Origin of the sequence: Nocardioides sp. Soil805 (genome assembly GCF_001429625.1) — a bacterium.
Taxonomy (GTDB): domain Bacteria; phylum Actinomycetota; class Actinomycetes; order Propionibacteriales; family Nocardioidaceae; genus Nocardioides.
The window spans coordinates 68,392-89,410 of the sequence record NZ_LMSU01000001.1; the positions used below are offsets into that span (position 1 = coordinate 68,392).

At 73.3% G+C, this 21,019-nt stretch carries 19 protein-coding genes; 7 read left to right on the top strand and 12 right to left on the bottom strand.

Features of this window, described 5'->3' with window-relative positions:
- Positions 1–1,134: a glutamine-hydrolyzing carbamoyl-phosphate synthase small subunit gene (gene carA, locus ASG94_RS00340; protein ID WP_056924476.1), complete on the bottom strand. Its 1,134-nt coding sequence runs from the start codon at positions 1,132–1,134 to the stop codon at positions 1–3.
- A gap of 195 nt (positions 1,135–1,329) precedes the next feature.
- Here carA and ASG94_RS00345 point away from each other — a divergent pair, with 195 nt between their 5' ends.
- Complete coding sequence (locus ASG94_RS00345; protein ID WP_056924477.1) at positions 1,330–2,001, top strand: hypothetical protein; 672 nt, start codon at positions 1,330–1,332, stop codon at positions 1,999–2,001.
- Between the two features lie 24 nt (positions 2,002–2,025).
- On the top strand, positions 2,026–2,862 hold the full coding sequence (locus ASG94_RS00350) for an Fpg/Nei family DNA glycosylase (protein ID WP_056924478.1): 837 nt from the start codon (positions 2,026–2,028) through the stop codon (positions 2,860–2,862).
- 6 nt (positions 2,863–2,868) lie between these two features.
- Here the strand turns inward: ASG94_RS00350 and ASG94_RS00355 are convergent, their stop codons facing one another.
- Positions 2,869–4,485 carry an ABC-F family ATP-binding cassette domain-containing protein gene (locus ASG94_RS00355; protein WP_056924479.1) on the bottom strand — a complete coding sequence of 539 codons (1,617 nt, stop codon included), beginning with the start codon at positions 4,483–4,485 and terminating at the stop codon, positions 2,869–2,871.
- Positions 4,486–4,631: 146 nt separating this feature from the next.
- On the opposite strand from ASG94_RS00355, the gene ASG94_RS00360 reads away from it, so the two are divergent.
- Positions 4,632–5,738 (top strand): DNA glycosylase AlkZ-like family protein, encoded by a 1,107-nt coding sequence (locus tag ASG94_RS00360; protein ID WP_056924480.1) that lies wholly within the window; start codon positions 4,632–4,634, stop codon positions 5,736–5,738.
- A 9-nt stretch (positions 5,739–5,747) separates the two neighbouring features.
- On the opposite strand, the gene ASG94_RS00365 is transcribed toward ASG94_RS00360, so the two are convergent.
- The 7 genes from ASG94_RS00365 to ASG94_RS00395 form a co-directional block, all read right to left on the bottom strand.
- Positions 5,748–6,194 carry a hypothetical protein gene (locus ASG94_RS00365; protein ID WP_056924481.1) on the bottom strand — a complete coding sequence of 149 codons (447 nt, stop codon included), beginning with the start codon at positions 6,192–6,194 and terminating at the stop codon, positions 5,748–5,750.
- Between the two features lie 9 nt (positions 6,195–6,203).
- Positions 6,204–6,617 carry a VOC family protein gene (locus tag ASG94_RS00370; protein WP_235537073.1) on the bottom strand — a complete coding sequence of 138 codons (414 nt, stop codon included), beginning with the start codon at positions 6,615–6,617 and terminating at the stop codon, positions 6,204–6,206.
- On the bottom strand, positions 6,617–7,237 hold the full coding sequence (locus ASG94_RS00375; protein ID WP_056924482.1) for a pyridoxamine 5'-phosphate oxidase family protein: 621 nt from the start codon (positions 7,235–7,237) through the stop codon (positions 6,617–6,619). The genes ASG94_RS00370 and ASG94_RS00375 overlap by 1 nt, the downstream gene beginning before the upstream one ends.
- Positions 7,238–7,362: 125 nt before the next feature.
- Positions 7,363–8,640: a dihydroorotase gene (locus tag ASG94_RS00380; RefSeq protein ID WP_056924483.1), complete on the bottom strand. Its 1,278-nt coding sequence runs from the start codon at positions 8,638–8,640 to the stop codon at positions 7,363–7,365.
- A complete protein-coding gene (locus ASG94_RS00385; protein WP_056924484.1) occupies positions 8,640–9,566 on the bottom strand; it encodes an aspartate carbamoyltransferase catalytic subunit in 927 nt (308 codons plus the stop codon). Before ASG94_RS00385 ends, ASG94_RS00380 begins: the two co-directional genes overlap by 1 nt.
- Positions 9,563–10,093 carry a bifunctional pyr operon transcriptional regulator/uracil phosphoribosyltransferase PyrR gene (gene pyrR, locus ASG94_RS00390; protein ID WP_056924485.1) on the bottom strand — a complete coding sequence of 177 codons (531 nt, stop codon included), beginning with the start codon at positions 10,091–10,093 and terminating at the stop codon, positions 9,563–9,565. Before pyrR ends, ASG94_RS00385 begins: the two co-directional genes overlap by 4 nt.
- 280 nt (positions 10,094–10,373) lie before the next feature.
- Positions 10,374–11,669 (bottom strand): acetyl-CoA C-acetyltransferase, encoded by a 1,296-nt coding sequence (locus ASG94_RS00395; RefSeq protein ID WP_056924486.1) that lies wholly within the window; start codon positions 11,667–11,669, stop codon positions 10,374–10,376.
- Positions 11,670–11,815: 146 nt separating this feature from the next.
- Here ASG94_RS00395 and ASG94_RS00400 point away from each other — a divergent pair, with 146 nt between their 5' ends.
- Together ASG94_RS00400 and ASG94_RS00405 are read left to right on the top strand one after the other, a co-directional pair.
- Complete coding sequence (locus ASG94_RS00400) at positions 11,816–13,150, top strand: 3-oxoacyl-ACP reductase (RefSeq protein ID WP_056924487.1); 1,335 nt, start codon at positions 11,816–11,818, stop codon at positions 13,148–13,150.
- A 1-nt stretch (position 13,151) separates the two neighbouring features.
- Positions 13,152–14,036: a MaoC family dehydratase gene (locus ASG94_RS00405; protein ID WP_235537074.1), complete on the top strand. Its 885-nt coding sequence runs from the start codon at positions 13,152–13,154 to the stop codon at positions 14,034–14,036.
- A gap of 231 nt (positions 14,037–14,267) precedes the next feature.
- Here the strand turns inward: ASG94_RS00405 and ASG94_RS00410 are convergent, their stop codons facing one another.
- From ASG94_RS00410 to ASG94_RS00420, 3 genes are all read right to left on the bottom strand, one after another.
- Positions 14,268–15,494: a VCBS repeat domain-containing M23 family metallopeptidase gene (locus ASG94_RS00410; RefSeq protein ID WP_056924488.1), complete on the bottom strand. Its 1,227-nt coding sequence runs from the start codon at positions 15,492–15,494 to the stop codon at positions 14,268–14,270.
- 169 nt (positions 15,495–15,663) lie between these two features.
- Complete coding sequence (locus tag ASG94_RS00415; RefSeq protein WP_056924489.1) at positions 15,664–16,524, bottom strand: acyl-CoA thioesterase; 861 nt, start codon at positions 16,522–16,524, stop codon at positions 15,664–15,666.
- On the bottom strand, positions 16,524–17,447 hold the full coding sequence (locus tag ASG94_RS00420) for a PAC2 family protein (protein ID WP_082623840.1): 924 nt from the start codon (positions 17,445–17,447) through the stop codon (positions 16,524–16,526). Before ASG94_RS00420 ends, ASG94_RS00415 begins: the two co-directional genes overlap by 1 nt.
- 116 nt (positions 17,448–17,563) lie before the next feature.
- On the opposite strand from ASG94_RS00420, the gene ASG94_RS00425 reads away from it, so the two are divergent.
- Complete coding sequence (locus ASG94_RS00425) at positions 17,564–18,799, top strand: thiolase family protein (RefSeq protein WP_056924490.1); 1,236 nt, start codon at positions 17,564–17,566, stop codon at positions 18,797–18,799.
- Positions 18,796–20,898 carry a 3-hydroxyacyl-CoA dehydrogenase NAD-binding domain-containing protein gene (locus tag ASG94_RS00430; protein WP_056924491.1) on the top strand — a complete coding sequence of 701 codons (2,103 nt, stop codon included), beginning with the start codon at positions 18,796–18,798 and terminating at the stop codon, positions 20,896–20,898. Before ASG94_RS00425 ends, ASG94_RS00430 begins: the two co-directional genes overlap by 4 nt.
- Positions 20,899–21,019 lie beyond the last annotated feature (121 nt).

Sequence of the window (21,019 nt, forward strand, 5' to 3'; positions counted from 1 at the left end):
TCAGGCTCCCTTCCGCTCGGTCATCAGGTGGACGAAACGGTCGAAGAGGTACGCCGCGTCGTGCGGGCCGGCCGCCGCCTCCGGGTGGTACTGCACCGAGAAGCTGAGCAGCTCGCCGTCCCGCGAGCGCAGCTCGAGGCCCTCGACCACGTCGTCGTTGAGGCAGACGTGGCTCACCGTCGCCTCGCCGTACGGCGTGCTGGTGCTGCCCTCGAGGGGAGCGTCGACGGCGAAGCCGTGGTTGTGCGCGGTGACCTCGACCTTGCCGGTGGTGCGGTCCATCACCGGCTGGTTGATGCCGCGGTGCCCGTAGGTCAGCTTGTACGTGCCGAACCCGAGCGCCCGGCCGAAGAGCTGGTTGCCGAAGCAGATGCCGAAGTAGGGCAGGTCGCGCTCCAGGGCGGCCTGCAGCAGCTCGACCTGGCCGGTGGTCGCGGCGGGGTCGCCGGGGCCGTTGGAGAAGAACAGCCCGTCGGCGCCGGTGGCCACGACCTCGTCGATCGACGCGGTGGCCGGCAGCACGTGCACCTCGATGCCGCGCTCGCTCATCATCCGCGGGGTGTTGGCCTTGATGCCGAGGTCGATCGCCGCGACGGTGAAGCGCCGCTCGCCGACCGCGGGGACGACGTACGCCTCCCGGGTGGAGACGGCCTCGCTCAGGTTGGCCCCGCGCATCTCGGCGGACTCCTGCACCCGCCGGAGCAGGGCGGCCGGGTCGGTCTCCGTGGTGGAGATCCCGACCCGCATGGCGCCGCGCTCGCGCAGGTGGCGGGTGAGGGCGCGGGTGTCGACGCCGGAGATGCCGACCACCCCCTGCTCGCGCAGCGAGTCGTCGAGCGTGCGCTGCGAGCGCCAGCTGCTGGTGACCCGGGCGGGGTCACGGACGACGTAGCCGGCGACCCAGATCCGCGAGGACTCGGGGTCCTCGTCGTTCATGCCGGTGTTGCCGACGTGGGGGGCGGTCATCACGACCACCTGGCGGTGGTAGCTCGGGTCCGTGAGGGTCTCCTGGTAGCCGGTCATGCCGGTGGAGAACACCGCCTCACCGAAGGTCTCACCCTCGGCTCCGAAGGCATCGCCTCGGAAGGTGCGCCCGTCCTCGAGGACGAGCAGTGCGGGCGCGCGTACAGGCAACGCCGACCTCCTTCTCCGCCTCACAGGACGGATCGTTAAAGGATGTTTCTGCGTCGGTGACCCTATCAGCGCCGGGCGTGTGTCCGAGACCACGCACCACGGTGTGGCTGGACGGGCGCCGGGCCGGGCAGGGTGGCTGTGCATACCCCCGGTATGCCGTTGCCGCACTTCCTCCCCCGAGCGCTCGGAGCCCCCATGACCCGCACCCCCTCCCGCACCCGACCCGTAGCCGTCGGCGCGCTGCTCGCCGCGTGCGCGCTGGCCGGCGGGCTCGGCACCGTGCTCGGCGCCGTCCCCGCGCACGCGGGGCTGACCGTCCCGGTCAACTGCGCCCTCGAGGGCGAGGACGGGCTGGTGCTGGCGTACGACGACGTGACGTACGTCGTCGAGGGGGTCTGCGGGACCGTGCGGATCACCGCCGACGACGCGGTCGTCACCATGCCGACCGCCACGCACCTGTTCGTCACCGGCGAGCGCACCCGGGTCTCGGCGAAGTCGCAGGGCGAGGTCGTGGTGGCCGGCACCGACAACCACGTGGACCTCACCTCGGCGGCGTCCCTGCTCGTCTCCGGCGCCGGGTCCGCGGTCACCTCGCCGGGACTCGTCGAGCACGTCCGGGTGACCACCTCGGGCGCGTCCGTGGCCGCCGACCGCGTCCACGAGCTCGTGGTCCGCGGGTCCGGCAACGCGGCCAGCGCCCGCCGCGGCTTCACCACCCGGGTGATCGGCGACGCCAACACCCTTAGCCACCGGCGCCTGGACCGGCTCCGCGTGCGGGGGAACGGCAACTCCGTCGAGGTCACCCGCACCCGCCCGCGGATGCGCGTGTCCGGCTCCGGCAACGTGGTCGCCGTCCCGCGCCGGTGATCACCCCTCGGGCATGATGACGCCGTGCCCGAAGGTCACAGCATCCACCGCCTGGCCGGACGGCACCGCCGACTGCTGCTGGGCCGGCACGTGCGTGCCTCGAGCCCGCAGGGGCGCTTCGCCGAGGGCGCCGCGCTGATCGACGGCGCACTCATGGTCGGCTCGGACGCGTGGGGCAAGCACCTGTTCCACTCCTACGCCGACCACCCCGGCGGCGACCCGCTGGTGCTGCACGTCCACCTCGGCCTCTACGGGAAGTTCCGCGAGGGCACCGGGGAGCCCGACGAGCCCCGCGGTGCCCTCCGCCTGCGACTGGTCACCGGGGACGGGGACGACGCGCGGTGGCTCGACCTGCGCGGCCCCACCGCGTGCGAGCTCATCGCCGCCCCCGAGCGTGACGCGCTGCTGGCCCGGCTCGGCCCCGACCCGCTGCGGCGGGGCACCGACCCCGGACCGTGGCTGGCGAGGACGGCGCGCAGCCGGGCCCCGCTGGGCACGCTGCTGCTCGACCAGTCGGTGGTCGCCGGCATCGGCAACGTCTACCGCGCCGAGCTGCTGTTCCGCCACGGCCTCGACCCCCACCTGCCCGGACGCGAGACTGACCCCGGCGCCCTCGCCGGCGCGTGGGACGACCTCGTGCGGCTGATGCGCGGCGGGGTCCGGTCGGGCCGGATCGTCACGACGGAGGCGGAGCACCGCGAGCGTCCCGCCGGGCGGGTCCGCAGGAGCGACGCGCACTACGTCTACGGACGGGCCGGGCTGCCGTGCCGGGTCTGCGGCACGGAGGTCGTCGACGGCGAGCTCGGCGCCCGGCGGATCTTCTGGTGCCCCGTGTGCCAGCCCCCGGGCGGGGGTCGCTGAGCGCGCTCAGCCCAGCAGGAGCCCGCTCCCCTGCCACCGGCGCCGCAGCCACCGGTCGTGGCTGGCCACGACCACGGTCCCGGCGGTGGCGCCGATGGCCTCCTCGAGCTCGCCGGCCAGGGCCAGCGACACGTGGTTGGTCGGCTCGTCGAGCAGCAGCAGGTCCGGCCCGGTCGCCACGGCGACCGCCAGCCCGAGCCGTCGGCGCTGGCCGACCGACAGGGCGCCGACGGGACGGACCAGGTCACGGGGGTGGAGCAGCCCCAGCTCGCGCAGGGGTCGCGCGACGCCGCCGGCCAGGGCGTCGTACGTCGCCTGCGCGGTGCGGCCCATCCGGTCGAACACCACGTCCTGGGCCAGCTCGGCCACCCGGCGGGCCCCCACCTGCACGGTGCCGCGGTCGGGGACCAGCCGGCTCGCGAGCACGCCCAGGAGGGTCGACTTGCCCGCCCCGTTGCCGCCGCTGACGAGCAGGTGCTCGCCCGCGTGGACGTCGAGCCGGTCCAGCCGTAAGCGGCCGTCGACGGCGAGGTCGCGGACCAGCACCAGCCGGCCGCCCGCCCCTGCGTCCGCCAGGCGGCCCCCGAAGCGCAGCGGTTCGGGCGGCTTGCGGACCTGGTCGCGCTCGGCGACCGCGAGGCGACGGCCGGCGTCCTTCTTGCGGCGGGCCAGGGTGCGATCGACCCGGGAGCCCTTGAAGGCGTGGATGAACTTGTCGTTGTCCGTCGGCCCGCGGTTGTGCGCGATGGGCCCGGTCCCGATCCTGGTCGCGGCCCGCAGCGCCTCGAGCTCGTCCTGCTGGGCGGCGTACGCCTCCTCCCACCGGCGGCGTGCGTCGCGCCGGTGCTCCTCGTAGGCGCTCCAGCCGCCGCCGAAGCGGCGCCCGCCCTCCCCGTCGGTGCCGAACGCGCTCGGGTCGAGGTCGACCAGGTCGGTGGCCACGTCGTCGAGGAAGACCCGGTCGTGGCTGGTGAAGAGCACCACGCCGGGCAGGTCGACGAGGAAGCCGGTCAGCACCTCGAGCGCCGCGTCGTCGAGGTGGTTGGTGGGCTCGTCGAGCAGCAGGCAGGTCGGCCGGGTCGTCATGATCGTGGCGAGCGCGAGCCGGGTGCGCTGGCCCCCCGAGAGCGTGCCGACCCGGCGCTCCGGCTCGAGGCCGTCCAGGCCGAGGCGGGCGGCCGCCAGCTCGGCGCGCCGGTCGGCGTCCCACGCGTCGTGGGCCAGGGCCTGCTCCAGGACGCGGTCGTACGCCGCCGCGGACTCCTGGGGGTCGAGCTCCGGGTCGTCGAGCGCGGCGGCGAGCCGCTCGACATCGGCCACCGCGCGGCGCAGCGGGGCCAGCGTCCGGGCCAGCACGTCGCTGATCGAGGCGTCGTCGGGGAAGGGCGGCTCCTGGCCGAGCATGACGAGGTCGTCGGGGCGCTCGAGCGTGCCGGCCACCGTGGCGGTGGCGGGCAGCCGTCCGGCCACCGCTCGCAGCAGGGTGGACTTGCCGACGCCGTTCTCCCCGACCAGGCCGATGCGGCGGCCGGGCTGGGCGAGCAGGTCGACGCCGGTCAGGACGGGGCGGGCGGCGTACGACACACAGAGGTCGCGGACGACGAGGGGCTGGAGTGCGGACATGGGCGGGCCTTCGCGGGAGTGCGGTGACTCGCCGGGCACCTCGGGGGAGGTCGGCCGCGGGCGCGAGTCAGGTCAGGCCGTGATCCACATGATGGGGCGAGCGTATCCGGACGCCCCTCGTCCTGTCGCGCCCTTATCGTCGGTGCGTGCACGAGCTCACCCGCGAGCAGGCGCGGCGGATCGCGGTCCGCGCCCAGCTCCTCGACGCCCCCCGCCCGACCGACCTGCTCGCGGCGGTCCGGCACCTCACCCTGCTCCAGGTCGAGCCGACCGCGGCGGTGGCGCCCAGCGCGCACGTGGTGGCGTGGTCGCGCCTGGGCGCGGCGTACCGGACGTCGGTGCTCGACGACCTGGTGGCCGACGGGTCACTGGTCGAGCTGCACTCGATGCTCCGCCCAGCGGAGGACCTCGCGCTCTACCGCGCCGAGATGGCCGTGTGGCCGGGCGCGGGCGAGCTCACGGAGTGGCAGGCCGACCTCGCGGGCTGGGTGGAGGCCAACGACGACACGCGCCGCGACATCCTCGCCCAGCTCCACGACGAGGGGCCGTGCACGGCGCGGGAGATGCCGGACACGACCCTGGTCCCGTGGCGCTCGAGCGGGTGGAACGACGACCGCAACGTACGACGCCTGCTCGACATGATGGTGCAGCGCGGCGAGGTGGCGGTCGCCGGCGCCGAGGGGCGCGACAAGCTCTGGGACCTCGCCGAGCGGGTCTACCCGGACGAGCCGCCGGTGCCCCTCGAGGAGGCGTTCCGGATCCGCGGTGAGCGGCGCCTGCGGGCGCTGGGCATCGCCCGGCTCCGCGCCACCGTCTCCCCCGGCGAGCCCAACGACGTCGGACCCGCCGGCGAGGAGGCCACCGTCGAGGGCACCCGCCGCACGTGGCGCGTCGACCCGGCGTACCTCGAGGACCTCGAGGACACCGACGCGTTCCAGGGGCGCACCGCACTGCTCTCCCCCCTCGACCGGCTGGTCTTCGACCGCAAGCGGATGGCCGAGCTGTTCGACTTCGACTACCAGCTGGAGATGTACAAGCCGGTGGCCAAGCGGCGGTGGGGCTACTGGGCGCTCCCGGTGCTGCACGGGGACACGCTCGTCGGCAAGGTCGACGCGACCGCCGACCGGGACGACGGGGTGCTCCGCGTGGACGCGGTGCACGAGGACGGGCGGTGGAGCCGGGCGCTGCGCGAGGCGGTGGACGGCGAGATCGCCTCGCTCGGCCGCTGGCTGGGCCTGGTCGTCGAGCGCTGAGAGGGTCGGCTAGGACCACCGGCCGCGCAGCACGTCGTACAGCGTCGCGGGTCCGTCCTCACCCGCCGGGACGCCGTTGCGCATGACCACCTGCAGGGCCCCCTCGTGCACCTGGACGGAGATCTCCCAGGTCCACCCCGGTGCGTACTCGTAGCCGACGGTGGCGCCCGAGCCGGACCCGAGCCCGGTCAGCAGCACGACGTCGCGCTGGTGCCAGCTGTCCACCCACGCCGCGGTGACCGTGCCGTCCTCGTCGGGCACACCGAGCACCAGCGTCCCCTCCTGCGGGCCGTCGTCCGCGTGCGTCCAGGTGTAGGACACCAGCAGCGCCCGGCCGGACGCGGCCTCGGCCACCGTCACCGACGACCCGCCGGCCTCGAACTCGTCGGTGGGAAGCATGCGGAAGTCGTAGGTCCCCTCACCGGAACCCAGCGGGATGTCGTACGGCGTGCCCATGACGCCTCCTCAGGCGACGAAGATGCAGAAGGGGTGCCCCTCGGGGTCGGCGAGGACGTAGAGGGGCTCGTCCTCGTCGTCGGTGCGGTCCAGCAGGAGCGTCGCACCGAGCGCCAGCGCGCGGTCGTGCTGTGCGGCGAGCTCCTCGGTGCTGGGGACGGTGAGGTCGAGGTGGAGCTGCATCGGGACCTCCTGGCTCGGCCAGGTGGTGCGCGCCTGCTCGGCGACCTGCTGGAAGGCCAGCACGCGCCGCCCGCCCGCGTCCGTCAGGACCAACCAGTCGAGATCGTCGACGGTGCCGGGCCCGTCGGACATCTCGTCCCCGGGCCGGTAGACCAGCCCGAGCAGGTCGCGCCAGAACTCGGCCTCGCGGCGGACGTCGACGGCGTCGAGGACCGTGTGCAGCAGCTGGGGGTGGGCCATCAGTACAGGCCCTTGTCGTAGTTCTCGGAGCGGTAGTAGTCGTCGAGGTCGGCCAGCGACTGCCCGGCCACGGGCTCCAGCTGCTGGGCGATGACGGCCCGGCGGGGCACGCTCGCCGTGGGGTTCCAGGACTCGGGGTCCCAGAGCCGGGAGCGGGAGAACGCCTTGGCGCAGTGGAAGAAGACCGTCTCGATCTCGACGACCATCGCCAGGATCGGGCGCCTGCCGTGGACCGCCAGGTCGTCGAAGAAGGGCGCGTCGTCGAACAGCCGGGCCCGGCCGTTGATGCGCAGGGTGTCGCCCCGACCCGGGATGAGGAAGTCGAGGCCGACGTGCGGGTTGGCCAGGACGTTGCGGTAGCCGTCGACCCGCCGGTTGCCGGGCCGCTCGGCCAGGGCGATCGTGCGGTCGTCGACGACGTGCACGAGCTGCCCGGGCGGGTCCCCCTTGGGGCTGGCGTCGCAGCGACCCCGGTCGTCCGCGGTGGCCAGCACGCAGAACGGTGTCGCCGCCAGCCAGGCCCGGTCGATGTCGGTCAGCGCGGAGCGCTCCTTGGTGGCAGCCCGCTCCCCCGGCTCGCCGACGATGGCCTCGAGCTGCTCGACGGTGGTGATCTCCATGGGCCGAGCCTAGGACTCCTGGCTCGGAGACACGCGGACACAACTCGGGCCTCGCCCGACCTCCGAGCGTGGCCGGCGGTGGCCGGAGGGACCAATGTCCGCGTGTCTACGGTGGCCGGCAGGGATCAGAGCAGAGCGCCGTCGCGGACCGTGAGCCGGCCGCCGTACACGGTGTGCACGACGCGCGAGGCGAGGGTGCGGCCGTGCCACGGGTTGTTGCGCGACAGCGAGACGGACGTGGCGCGATCGACGGTCGTGGTCGCCGCCGGGTCGACCAGCGTGACGTGCGCCGGGCTCCCGATCGCGAGCGAGCCGTGGTCGGCCAGTCCGGCGATGCGGGCCGGGGTGGTCGACATGACCTGGGCGACGCGGGCCCAGGACAGGTCCGGCAGCGCGGTGCGGACGACGCCCAGCGCAGTCTCCAGCCCGAGCATCCCGAAGGCCGCGTCCACGAACGCGTGCTCCTTGTCGTGGCGCGCGTGCGGGGCGTGGTCGGTCGCGACGGCGTCGACGGTGCCGTCGGCGAGCGCCTCCCGCAGCGCGTCGACGTCCTCCTGGGGGCGCAGCGGCGGGTTGACCTTGTACGTCGGGTCGTACCCGGTGAGCAGGTCGGTGGTGAGCAGCAGGTGGTGCGGAGTGACCTCGGCGGTCACGTCGATGCCCTGGGCCTTGGCCCAGCGGAGCACGTCGACGGACCCGGCCGTCGAGACGTGGGCGATGTGGACGCGCGAGCCGGTGTGGCGGGCCAGCATCACGTCGCGGGCCACGATGACCTCCTCGGCGATCCCGGGCCAGCCCGGCAGGCCGAGACGGCCCGACAGCTCACCCTCGTGGCAGCAGGACGTCGGTCCGGCGAGGGTCGGGTCCTGGGCGTGCTGGGACACCACGCCGCCGAACGCCTTGACGTACTCCAGCGCGCGGCGCATCACCCGGGCGTCGTGGACGCACTTGCCGTCGTCGGAGAAGACGCGGACCCGGGCCCGCGAGCGCGCCATCAGGCCGAGCTCGGCGAGCTCCTCGCCGCCGAGTCCGCGGGTGACCGCGCCGACCGGCTGGACGTGCACGAGCCCGGCCTCGCGGCCGAGGTCGAGGACGCGGAGGGCCGCCTCGGCGGTGTCGGTGACCGGCGAGGTGTTGGCCATCGCCAGCACGGCGGTGAAGCCCCCGACCGCGGCGGCCCGGGAGCCGGTGAGGATCGTCTCGGCGTCCTCGCGCCCGGGCTCGCGCAGGTGCGTGTGCAGGTCGACGAGACCCGGCAGCGCGACGAGGCCGTCGGCGTCGAGGACCTCGGCCCCCGCGGGCGCCTCGTCGACGAGCAGGCCCGCGTCGTCGACGTACAGGTCCCCGCTCCTCTCGCCCAGCAGCGAGGCGCCGGTGATCACCAGTCCACGTGTCGCGCCCATCAGGACTCCTCTCCGGCGAGCAGGTGGTAGAGCACGGACATGCGGACGGCGAGGCCACTGGAGACCTGCTCCAGGACGACCGACTGGGCGGCGTCCGCGGCGTCGGCGGCGATCTCGAGGCCGCGGTTCATCGGCCCGGGGTGGCAGATCGGGGCGTCGGGCTTGAGGGTCGCGAGCCGGTCGCGGGTCAGGCCGTAGCCGACCGTGTACTCCCGCGCGGTCGGGAAGTAGCCGCCCGACATCCGCTCGCGCTGGACCCGCAGCATCATCACCGCGTCGGCGTCCGGCAGCACCGCATCCAGGTCGTACGACGTCTCGAAGCCGGCCGCGGCCGACCACGGGCCGATGCCGCTCGGCATCAGCGTGGGCGGGGCGACCACGGTGACCCGCGCGCCCAGCTTGGTCAGGCACAGCACGTTGGAGCGGAAGACCCGGCTGTGGGTCAGGTCGCCCACGAGCACGACGTGGCGGCCCTCGAGGGAGCCGAGCCGCCGCTGGAGGGTGTAGGCGTCGAGCAGCGCCTGGGTGGGGTGCTCGTGCATCCCGTCGCCGGCGTTGACCACCACGGCGTCGACCCACTGGCTCACCTGGTGGGCGGCACCGGAGGCGGGGTGGCGGATGACCAGGCCGTCGACGCCCATGGCGCAGACGGTGAGGACCGTGTCGCGCAGGCTCTCGCCCTTGGAGGCGCTGGAGCCCTTGGCCGAGATGTTGATGACGTCGGCGGAGAGCCACTTGCCGGCGATCTCGAAGCTCGAGCGGGTGCGGGTCGAGTCCTCGAAGAACATGTTGATGACCGTGCGGCCGCGCAGCGCGGGGAGCTTCTTGACCTCGCGGCGCTGCACGTCGTGCATGTCGGCGGCGGTCTCGAAGATCTCCGCGATGGCGTCGACGGAGAGGTCGTCGATGGAGAGCAGGTGCTTCACGCGATCGTCACCTCGTCGAGGTCGTCGACCTCGGCCAGCCGCACGCTGACCCGCTCGGAGCGCGCGCTGGGGAGGTTCTTGCCGACGTGGTCGGCGCGGATGGGCAGCTCGCGGTGGCCGCGGTCGACCAGCACCGCCAGGCGTACGGCGGAGGGCCGGCCGAGGTCGGCGAGCGCGTCGAGGGCGGCCCGGATGGTGCGCCCCGAGAACAGCACGTCGTCGACGAGCACCACCACCTTGCCGTCGATGCCACCGGGCGGGATCTCGGTCTTGTGCGAGCGCCGGGTCGGCTGCGTGCGCAGGTCGTCGCGGTACATCGTCACGTCGAGCTCCCCCACGGCGACCGCGGTGCCCTCGACGCTGGCGATGCGCTCGCCGATGCGACGCGCCAGCGGCACGCCACGCGTGTGGAGGCCGAGGAGGACGAGATCGTCGGCGCCCTTGTTGCGCTCGAGGATCTCGTGGGAGATGCGGGTCAACGCCCGGGCGACGTCACCGGAGTCGAGCACGATACGAGGGTCGGCCATGCGGCCAGGACCTCCTTCTCCGCCTCACGGGACGGATCGTTAAAGGATGTCGCTGCAGGGTTGATCGACGCCGACCCTACCAGCGTGTTGACCCCGTTGACCTCCCCCCTTCCGTGCACCTGGCGACCGCCGACCGGGCACTTCCTGACCGCTGGGACCGACCGAGAGGGCACTTCCTGACCGCTCAGACCGGCCGAGAGGGCACTTCCTGACCGCCCGGCACGCCGTACGCGCACGAAAACGCCCGCTCGGCGCTCCGCACGCGCACGAAAGTGCCCGGTCAGCGCTCGAGGATGGCCACCACGCCCTGTCCGCCGGCGGCGCAGATGGAGATCAGGCCGCGGCCGCCCTCGCCGGTCGAGGCGGCCCGCTCGTCGAGCAGGTGGGCCAGGGTGCTGATGATCCGGCCGCCGGTCGCGGCGAAGGGGTGCGCCGCGGCGAGCGAGGACCCGGTGACGTTGAGCTTGTCCCGGTCGATCGCACCGAGCGGCTCGTCGAGCCCCAGGCGCTCCTTGCAGAACACCGGGTCCTCCCACGCGGCGAGCGTCGAGAGCACCTGGGAGGCGAAGGCCTCGTGGATCTCGTAGAAGTCGAAGTCCTGCAGCGACAGGCCGTTGCGCGCCAGCATCCGCGGCACGGCGTACGCCGGGGCCATCAGCAAGCCCTCGTGGCCGTTGACGTAGTCGACGGCCGCGGTCTCGTGGTCGACGAACCACGCGAGGACCGGGAGGTCGTGCTCCTCGGCCCAGTCCTCCGAGGCCAGCAGCACAGCGGACGCGCCGTCGCTGAGCGGGGTGCTGTTGCCGGCCGTCATGGTGGCCGCCTCGCCCTTGCCGAAGACCGGCTTGAGGGTGGCGAGCTTCTCGGCGGTCGAGTCCGGGCGCAGGTTGTTGTCGCGCTCGACGCCGCGGAACGGCGTGACCTGGTCGTCGAAGAAGCCACGGTCGTACGCCGCCGCCATCTTCTGGTGCGACGAGGCGGCCAGCTCGTCCTGCGCCTCGCGGCTGATCCGCCACTCCAGCGCGGTGAGCGCGGCGTGCTCGCCCATCGACAGCCGGGTGCGGGGCTCGCCGTTCTGCGGGATCTCCAGGCCGATGTCGCCGGGGCGGATCCGGCCGAGGGCGGTCAGCTTGCCCTTGGTGTCCCGGGCGGCGTTGACCCGCATCAGCTTCTTGCGGAGCCGGTCGCTGATCGCGACGGGGGCGTCCGAGGTGGTGTCGGTGCCGCCGGCGATGCCGACGTCGATCTGCCCCAGGGCGATCTTGTCCGCGACCTGGATGGCCGCCTGGAGGCCGGTGCCGCACGCCTGCTGGATGTCGGTGGCGGGGGTCTCGGCGGACAGCTTCGAGCCCAGCACCGACTCACGCGCCAGGTTGAAGTCGCGGGCGTGCTTGAGGACCGCGCCGGCGACCACCTCGCCGAGCCGCTCCCCCTCGAGGCCGTAGCGGCTGACCAGTCCGTCGATGGCGGCGGTCAGCATCTCCTGGTTGGAGACGTCGACGTAGACGGTGTTGGACCGGGCGAACGGGATGCGGTTGCCACCGAGCACGGCGACGCGACGGGTCGAGGAGTTCATGCTCCTATCCTTGTCTGCCGCCCCCCGTCGGGGGAATGCTCTGAGGGCCACGTCACGAACTGTGGACGCGGAGTTACACGTCGCGTTACATCTAGGACGCACCGCACCCACGTACCCCGTCACCTCACCCGGAGGACCTTCACGCCATGAGCGACCGCTACCAGGGCTTCGCGTCCTCCCCCCTCGGCAAGCTGCTCGTCACGAACCTCGGCCTGCCCAGCCCCACCCGGCTCGAGCGCTACCGCGCGGGCGACCCGCTGGTGGACGGCACCGTCCTCGTCGGCGGCGCCGGCCGTCTGGTCGCCGACCTGCCCGCGGTCCTCGGCGAGCTCGGCATCGGGTCGGCCACGACCGACGCGGAGGACGCGACGTACAAGGCGCTGGTCTTCGACGCCACCGGGATCACGGACACCACGGGCCTGGTCGCGCTGCAGGAGTTCTTCACGCCGCTGGTGCGACGGCTCGCGACGTGCCCGCGCGTCGTGGTGCTGGGCACGACCCCGGAGTCGGTGAGCGGCGGCGAGCGGGTCGCGCAGCGCGCACTCGAGGGCTTCACCCGCTCGCTCGGCAAGGAGATCGGGCGCGGCGGCACCGTCCAGCTGGTCCACGTGTCGGCCGGCGCCGAGGGCGCCCTCGCCTCCACGCTCGGGTTCCTGCTCTCCCCCAAGTCCGCCTACGTCTCCGGGCAGGTCGTCCGCATCGGCGCCCACGGGTCCACGACCGCCGAGACCGTGGCCGACTGGAGCCTCCCGCTCCAGGGCAAGGTCGCCCTCGTGACCGGCGCGAGCCGCGGGATCGGCGAGCAGATCGCCCGGACCCTGCACCGCGACGGTGCGCGAGTCGTGGGCGTCGACGTCCCGCAGGCGGCCAGCGAGCTCCAGGCGCTGATGCGCGGGCTCGACGGCGACCACCTCGTCCTGGACATCACGGCCAAGGACGCCCCGCAGCGGATCGCGCACCACCTGCGCACCGAGCACGGCGGCGTCGACGTGGTGGTGCACAACGCCGGCATCACGCGTGACAAGAAGCTGGCCAACATGGGCACCGACCGCTGGGAGAGCGTCATCGGGGTCAACCTCACGGCCCCCGAGCGGATCACCCGCGTCCTGCTGGACGAGGGGGTCGTGCACCCCAACGGCCGCATCGTCGGCGTCGCCTCCATCGCCGGCATCGCCGGCAACGTCGGCCAGACCAACTACGCCGCCTCCAAGGCCGGCGTGATCGGTCTCGTCGACAGCCTCGCCGACGAGCTCGAGGACGGCATCACGATCAACGCCGTCGCCCCGGGCTTCATCATCACCGCGATGACCGCGGCGGTCCCGTTCGCCACCCGCGAGGTCGGCCAGCGCCTCAACGCGCTGAGCCAGGGTGGCCTGCCGGTCGACGTCGCCGAGGCGATCGCCTGGTACGCCAACCCCGCCTCCACCGCCGTCAACGGCAACGTCGTGCGCGTCTGCGGCCAGATGATGCTGGGCGCCTGAGGTGGCCGCCCCCGAACCCGTCGTGGTGACCGGCGAGCCCAGCGGCGCGCGCAGCCTGCTGCGGGCCGCGCTGCCCGCCGTACCGGGACTCAACCTGCTGCCCGGCGTCCGCAAGGGCCCCGTCTCGGCCTTCACCGGTCTGGCCTACGCCCGCCGCCGCGTCGAGGTCCGCCGCTCCGCGGTCGAGCAGTACGCCGCGGTGTGCGGCTTCCCGCGCAAGGACACCGTCCCGCTCCCCTACCCGCACCTGCTGGCGTTCGGCCTGCACATGGCGATCATGGGCGACCCGGCGTTCCCCTACCCCGCGATCGGGACCGTGCACCTGGAGAACTCGATCACCGCGCACCGCGCGATCGGCGTCGGCGAGGTGCTGGACCTGGAGACGTCGGTGGGAGCTCCCCGGCCGCACCCGAAGGGCAGCCTGCTCGACTTCGTCACCACCGCGACCGTCGGGGACGAGACCGTCTGGGACGAGACCTCGACATACCTGCGCCGGGGCCGCGGCGACGCGGACGCGGCCGGCGGCCTGGTCGTCGACGGCGCCCCGACCGGAGGAGTGGAGTGGCGGCTGCCCGCCGACCTCGGCCGGCGCTACGCCCGCGTCTCGGGCGACCACAACCCGATCCACCTCTACCCGCTGACGGCGCGGGCGCTGGGGTTCCGCCGCCAGATCGCGCACGGCATGTGGACCCTGGCCCGCTCGGTCGCCGCGATCGAGAACCGGCTGCCGGACGCGGTCACCGTGGCCGTGGCCTTCAAGCGGCCGGTGTTCCTGCCGGGCACGGTGGCGTTCGCCGACACTGCCGAGGGCGGGGTGCACACGTTCGCGATGACCGATCCGCGCGACGGCTCGCCGCACCTGGTCGGCCGGGCCACGCCCGTCTGACGAGGTCCCCGGCCGCATCCGGGGCCATCCCGGACTCTCGGCGCACCACCACCGCCTGACGGGCGGCGCGAGCGGCTCGGCGTACGACCTGGTGGTCTCTTCCCACGGTCCGTGGCCTCTGCAACCACCACGATGTGCAGGAAACCCCGCCGCGGCGGGGTTCCCTGCGACGGGTGGGACCTCGGCCGGGCCACGCCCGCCCGAGGGGCTCCCTCAGCGCCGGGACGACCCTCAGCGGCGGGGGCGCCCGAACCGGATCGTGGTGACGTCCATGCGCTGGCTGGTCGTCGTCTGCATCACCATCGGCGCGGTGCGGCTCTGCACGAAGGTCGCCGTGGCCGGGCTCCACACGCCGAGGTCGGTGATCCCGTTGCCGTCCCAGTCGCCCGCGACCGGCAGGTCCCAGGCGGCTCCGAGCTGCACGGCCGCGGTCCACTCCTGGCCCTGGGCGTCGACGAGGCGCAGCGTGAAGGTCGCGGTGGCCTGGTCGTAGACCCCGACGTCGGTCATCCGGTCGCCGTTCCAGTCGCCGGTGACCGGCACGTCGTCGGTGTCGCCGAGCGCGACCGACCCCATGGTCCCGTCGGCCGAGCGCAGGTAGAAGGTCGCGGCGGACGACCGGTGCACGCCCACCTCGAAGGTGCCGTCCCCGTTCCAGTCGCCCGCGACGGGACGGTCCGAGGAGGTGCCGAACACGATCTTGCGGATGCCCGTGGGCGTCTGCAGCTTGAACTTCGAGGCCTTGGCGACGCGGATGCCGACGTTGCTGGCGCCGTCGCCGTCCCAGTCCCCGACGACCGGCTCGTCGATGGAGCGGCCGAAGGGCACCACCCGGGCGGTGCCGGCGGGGTCGTTGACGAGGAAGGTGGACCGCTTCGCGCGGCGGTAGACCCCGACCTCGGCCGCGGCGTCGCCCACGAAGTTGCCCGCGATCGGGACGTCGACGCAGTTGGCGGAGGTGGCCACGCCGTAGGCGTACGGCGTCCCGGCGAACCACGCCGCGATCACCGCGCGGCCCGACTTCTCCTCGAAGTGCAGGTGCGTGCCCCGGGCGTTGCCCGTCGCGCCGACGGTGCCGAGCTGCGCGCCCTGGTCGACGCGCTGGCCCGCGGCGACCACCACGGCGTCGAGGTGGGCGTAGACGGTGGACTCACCGTTCTGGTGGTCGACCACCACGTGGTGGCCGTAGCCCGAGCGGCTCGTCGCGTCGGCGGTGGTCACGACCCCGGGGGCGGCGGCGACCACGGCCGAGCCCGCGTCGTCCGTGCGGTTCCAGTCGATCGACCTGCTGCTGGGGCTGTGCCCGCTGCGCGTCGAGCCCGTCCACGTCTGACCGCACGGGAAGGGCATCTGGTACGGCGTCAACGGCACGGCGAAGGCCGGCGACGCGGTCGCGACGAGGGCCAGGCACACGGTGGAGGCGGCGGCCGTCAGGGCGGGGCGGGTGAGGGGGCGCACGCGGGGTCACTCTCGGTCACGGGGACGGCGGACGCCCGCGAGTACCGACAGTCACACCCTCCACAGAGGTCACAACCGCCACACGAGCGCTCAACCGTAACCACCGCTCGGCGTGTCTGTCATTCAAATGCGCCGAATTACACCGCTGTAGTGCTATATGCCGAGCGGCTCAGCCCTGGCGCAGCCGGATCAGGCCCTCCTGGGCGACCGTGGCGACCAGGGTCCCGTCCTCGGTGAACACCCGGGCCGTGGCCAGGCCGCGGCCACCGACCGCCGTCGGCGACACCTGGTCGTAGAGCCACCACCGGTCGGCCCGGAACGGCCGGTGGAACCACACCGTGTGGTCGAGCGAGGCCATCTGCATGCCGGGCGTCCCGAAGTGGACGCCGTGGGGCACCAACGACGCGCCGAGCAGGGTCAGGTCGCTGGCGTAGGTGAAGGCCGCCTGGTGGGTCAGCGGGTCGTCGTCGAGGTCCCCGGCGATGCGCAGCCACAGCTGCGCCCGCGCCGGGTGGGCCGGGTCCTCCGGCAGGCCCATCGCCGACGTGCCGAGGTAGCGCACGTCGAGCGCGGACCACTCGCGCTCCCACTCCTGGCCGGCCTCGGCCCCGCGCTGGCGGGCCAGGTCGGCCATCTTGACCCCGCGCTCGGGGCCCACCACGTCGGGCATCGCGTCCTGGTGCTCGAAGCCGTCCTCGGGCTTCTGGAAGTTGGCGGTGAGGTAGTAGATCGGCCGGCCGTGCTGGCGCGCCATCACCCGGCGGGTGGCGAAGGACCGGCCGTCGCGGATCCGCTCGACGTCGTACACGATCGGCACGCTCGGGTCGCCGGGTCGCAGGAAGTACGAGTGCAGCGAGTGCATCACGAAGACGTCGTCGACGCTCCGGTTGGCGGCCACCACGGACTGCGCGGCCACCTGGCCGCCGAAGACGCGCTGGCGCTCGGTGTCGGGCTGGAGTCCCCGGAAGAGGTCGACGTCGAGCTCCTCGAGCACGAGCAGGGATACGAGCTCCGCGGCGGAGCCGGCCATCAGTCCTGGCCCTTCTCGTCGTCGAGGCCGGCCAGGAACTGCTCGAACTGCTGCCCGATCTCCTCGCCGGTGGGCAGCGGCTGGTCCGCGGCCAGCAGGGAGCTGCCGGACTCCTCGGCGTCGCGGAACGCGTCGTACTGGCGCTCGAGGCCGTGGACGACCTCGCCCACCTCCTCGTGCGTCGAGAGGTAGCGCTCGATCTCGGTCTCGGTGATCTCCGCGGCCTCGCGCAGCTCGGTCAGGTCGAAGGCCAGCTGGCCGCCCAGCTCGAGCTGCTCCAGCAGCACGGTCGCGGCCTGCGGGTACTCCATCTGCGCGAGGTAGTGCGGGATGTGCACGACGTAGCCCAGCGCGTCGTGGCCCCACTCCCCCAGCCGGATCTCGAGCAGCGACTGGGCGCTCGACGGCACCCGGAGCTCGCCGCGCCACGGGCTCTCCGAAGTCAGCAGCTCGGCGCGGTTGGCGTGCGGGGTGATCGCGATGGGGCGGGTGTGCGGGACGGCCATCGGCACGGCGCCGAGGCTGACCACCCGGCGTACGCCGAGGCGCTCGACGACCTCGCGCACCGCGCGGGCGAAGCCCTCCCAGCGGATGTCCGGCTCGGGCCCGGTGAGCAGGAGGTACGGCGTGCCGCCGCTGTCGCGCAGCGCTCGCACCAGCAGCCGGGGCGCCTCGTAGCCCTCGTAGTGGTCGCGCACGAAGGACACGGGCGGGCGCCGGGCGCGGTAGTCGTGGAGCGCGTCGACGTCGAAGGTCGCCACCACGCGCCCCTCGGACAGCGACTGCAGGTGGCGTGCCGCGACCTCCGCGGACTGGCCGGCGTCGAGGAAGCCGGTCAGCACGACGACCATGGTGAGCCCGCCGGGCTCGCCGATGCCCTCGACGTCGTCGACGATGTGCACCAGCCGCGAGGGTTCTGACATGCCCCCAGCCTAGTGAGCCGCGCCGCGTGAGCGGGCACACACCCGGGTTGTCGCCCCGATCTTGTTACCGAGGGGTAACGTAGCGCCGTCCACTCCCCCTGTCCTCAGGAGAACACGTGCCCCGTCAGCTGCGAGAGGTCGTCTTCGTCGACGGCGTGCGCACCCCGTTCGGCAAGGCCAAGGGCCAGTACGCCGAGACGCGCGCCGACGACCTCGTCATCAAGTGCATCCGCGACCTCATGCGTCGCAACCCGTCGCTGCCCCCCGAGCGGGTCGACGAGGTGGCCATCGCCGCCACCACGCAGATCGGCGACCAGGGCCTCACCATCGGCCGCACGGCCGCCCTGCTGGCCGGCCTGCCCCAGAGCGTCCCCGGCTTCGCCATCGACCGGATGTGCGCCGGCGCGATGACCGCCGTGACCACCACCGCCTCCGGCATCGCCTTCGGTGCCTACGACGTCGCCATCGCCGGCGGCGTCGAGCACATGGGCCGCCACCCGATGGGCGAGGGCGTGGACCCCAACCCGCGCATCCTCTCCGAGCGGATCGTCAACCCCGACGCCCTCGTGATGGGCAAGACCGCGGAGAACCTCCACGACCGCTACCCCTCGATCACCAAGGAGCGCGTCGACACCTACGCCGTGCGCTCGCAGCAGAAGACCAAGGCGGCGTACGACGCGGGCACGCTGCAGCGCGACCTCGTCCCGGTCGCCACCCGCTCGGCCGAGGCCGGCTGGGGCCTGGCCACCAGCGACGAGCCCATGCGGCCCGAGACGACCATGGAGACCCTGGCGAGCCTCAAGACCCCGTTCCGCTCGCACGGCAAGGTGACCGCCGGCAACGCCGCGGGCATCAACGACGGCGCCACCGCCGCGCTGCTGGCCGACGAGGAGACCGCGCGCGAGCTCGGCCTCCCGGTCCGGATGCGCCTGGTGTCCTTCTCGTTCGTGGGCGTCGAGCCCGAGGTCATGGGCGCCGGCCCGATCCCGGCGACCGAGAAGGCGCTGTCCCAGGCCGGCCTCACCATCGACGACATCCAGGCCTTCGAGGTCAACGAGGCGTTCGCCGTGCAGGTGCTCGCCTTCCTGGAGCACTTCGGCATCGCCGACGACGACACCCGCGTGAACCCCTACGGCGGCGCCATCGCCATGGGTCACCCGCTGGCCTCCTCGGGCGTGCGCCTGATGACCCAGCTCGCCCGCCAGTTCGAGGAGCGCCCCGAGGTCCGCTACGGCCTCACCACCATGTGCATCGGCATCGGCATGGGCGGCACCGTGATCTGGGAGAACCCGCACTGGACCCTTCGACAGGCTCAGGACGGCGCCGACACCACCGAGGGAGACACCAAGTGAGCACGCCCGACCTGACCAGCCTCCTCGCCCGTGCCGAGGAGATCTCCTCCGACGCCGAGCGCGTGACCGCCGCCCACCTGCGGAAGGTCGCCCTGCCGCCCGTCGAGGGCACGACCTCGACGATCGGCCTGATCACCCTCGACAACGGCGAGGACCACACCAGGCCGAACACCTTCGGCCCCCGTTCGCTGCTGGCGCTCAACGCCGCCATCGACGAGGCGCTGGCCGACGACACGATCACCGCGATCGGCGTGACCGGCAAGCCCTTCATCCTGGCCGCCGGCGCCGACCTCACCTCGATCCAGGGCGGCGGGCCCGACGCGGTGCGCGTCGTCGCCGAGCTCGGCCACGCGGTCTTCCGCAAGCTGGGCGAGGGCGGCAAGCCGTCGTTCGGCTTCATCAACGGGCTCGCGCTCGGCGGCGGCCTCGAGGTGGCGCTGCACTGCACCTACCGCACCGTCATGGACTCCGCGCCGGCCCTCGGCCTGCCCGAGGTCATGCTCGGCCTCGTGCCCGGCTGGGGCGGCGCCTACCTGGTGCCGCAGCTCGTCGGCCCCGACAAGGCCGTCACGGTGATCCTCGAGAACCCCCTCAACAACGGCAAGACCCTCGGCGGGAAGGCGGCGTACGACCTCGGCCTGGCCGACGCCGTGTTCGGCGGCGCCGACTTCCTCGAGCAGTCGCTGCTGTGGGCCTCGCGCGTGCTGGCCGGCACCGTGACCGTCGAGCGTCCGGAGGTCGACCGGGACGCCTGGGACGCCGCGATCACCCGCGCCGAGGGCATCGTCGCCGCGAAGACCGGTGGCGCCTCGCCGGCCGCGAGGAAGGCCGTCGAGCTGATCGCCGGCGCCCGCGACGCCGACCGGGACGCGGGCTTCGCCGCCGAGGACGACGCCCTCGAGGCGATGTCGCGCACCCCCGAGCTGATCGCCAGCCTCTACGCCTTCGACCTCGTGCAGAAGCGGGCCAAGCGGCCCGCCGGTGCTCCCGACAAGGCCCTGGCCCGTCCGGTCACGAAGGTCGGGATCGTCGGCGCCGGGCTCATGGCCAGCCAGCTGGCGCTGCTGTTCGTACGCCGCCTCGAGGTGCCCGTGGTCCTCACCGACCTCGACCAGGAGCGCGCCGACAAGGGCGTCGCCTACGTGCACGCCGAGATCGACAAGCTGCTCGCCAAGGGCCGGGGCTACAACCAGGACAAGGCCAACCGGCACAAGGCGCTCGTCACCGGGGCCACCGACAAGCAGGCCGCCTTCGGCGACGCCGACTTCGTCATCGAGGCCGTCTTCGAGGAGATGTCGGTCAAGAAGTCCGTGTTCGCCGACGTCGAGAAGGTCGTCAGCAGCGAGTGCGTGCTGGCGACCAACACGTCGTCGCTGTCGATCACCGAGATGGCCGCCGAGCTCGAGCACCCCGAGCGGGTCGTGGGCTTCCACTTCTTCAACCCGGTCGCGGTGATGCCGCTGCTCGAGATCGTCAAGGGCGAGCAGACCGACGACGCCACGCTGGCCACGGCCTTCGCCACCGGCAAGGCGCTGAAGAAGACGACGATCCTGGTCAAGGACAGCCCGTCCTTCATCGTCAACCGCCTCCTCGGCCGCTTCATGGGCGAGGTCGGCCGGATCGTCGACGAGGGCACCCCCGTGGACGTGGCGGACAGCGCGTTCGCGGGCGTGGCCCCGATGCCACCCTTCATGCTGCTGTCGCTCGTGGGTCCGGCGATCGCGCTGCACAACAACGAGACGCTGCACCGGGCGTTCCCGGAGCGCTTCTACGTCTCCCCCGCCCTCGAGCGGGTCGTGGCGGCACGCAAGCCCGGCTACTACGGCGCGGACGGCGCGCTGGACCCCGAGGTCCTCGACATGCTCGAGAAGCCGGCCCCGCCGGTGGAGCTGAGCGCTCCCGAGGTCCGCGAGCGGGTCCTGTCCGGCCTGGCCCAGGAGGCGAGGCTGATGCTCGACGAGGGCGTCGTCGCCGCCCCCGAGGACCTGGACCTGGCGATGATCACCGGCGCCGGGTTCTCGTTCTGGAACGGCGGCCTGACCATGCTGCTCGACATCTCGGGCATCTCCGAGAAGGTCAACGGCACCCGCTTCCACTGATCCACCCCGCACGAGCTCCGGGCCGGCTCCACCTCCTCGTGGGCCGGCCCGGAGGCGTGCCCGGCATGGTCATTCCGGGTCAGCCGGAGACACCCGTTAGGACCCTGCCCAGGATCTCCTG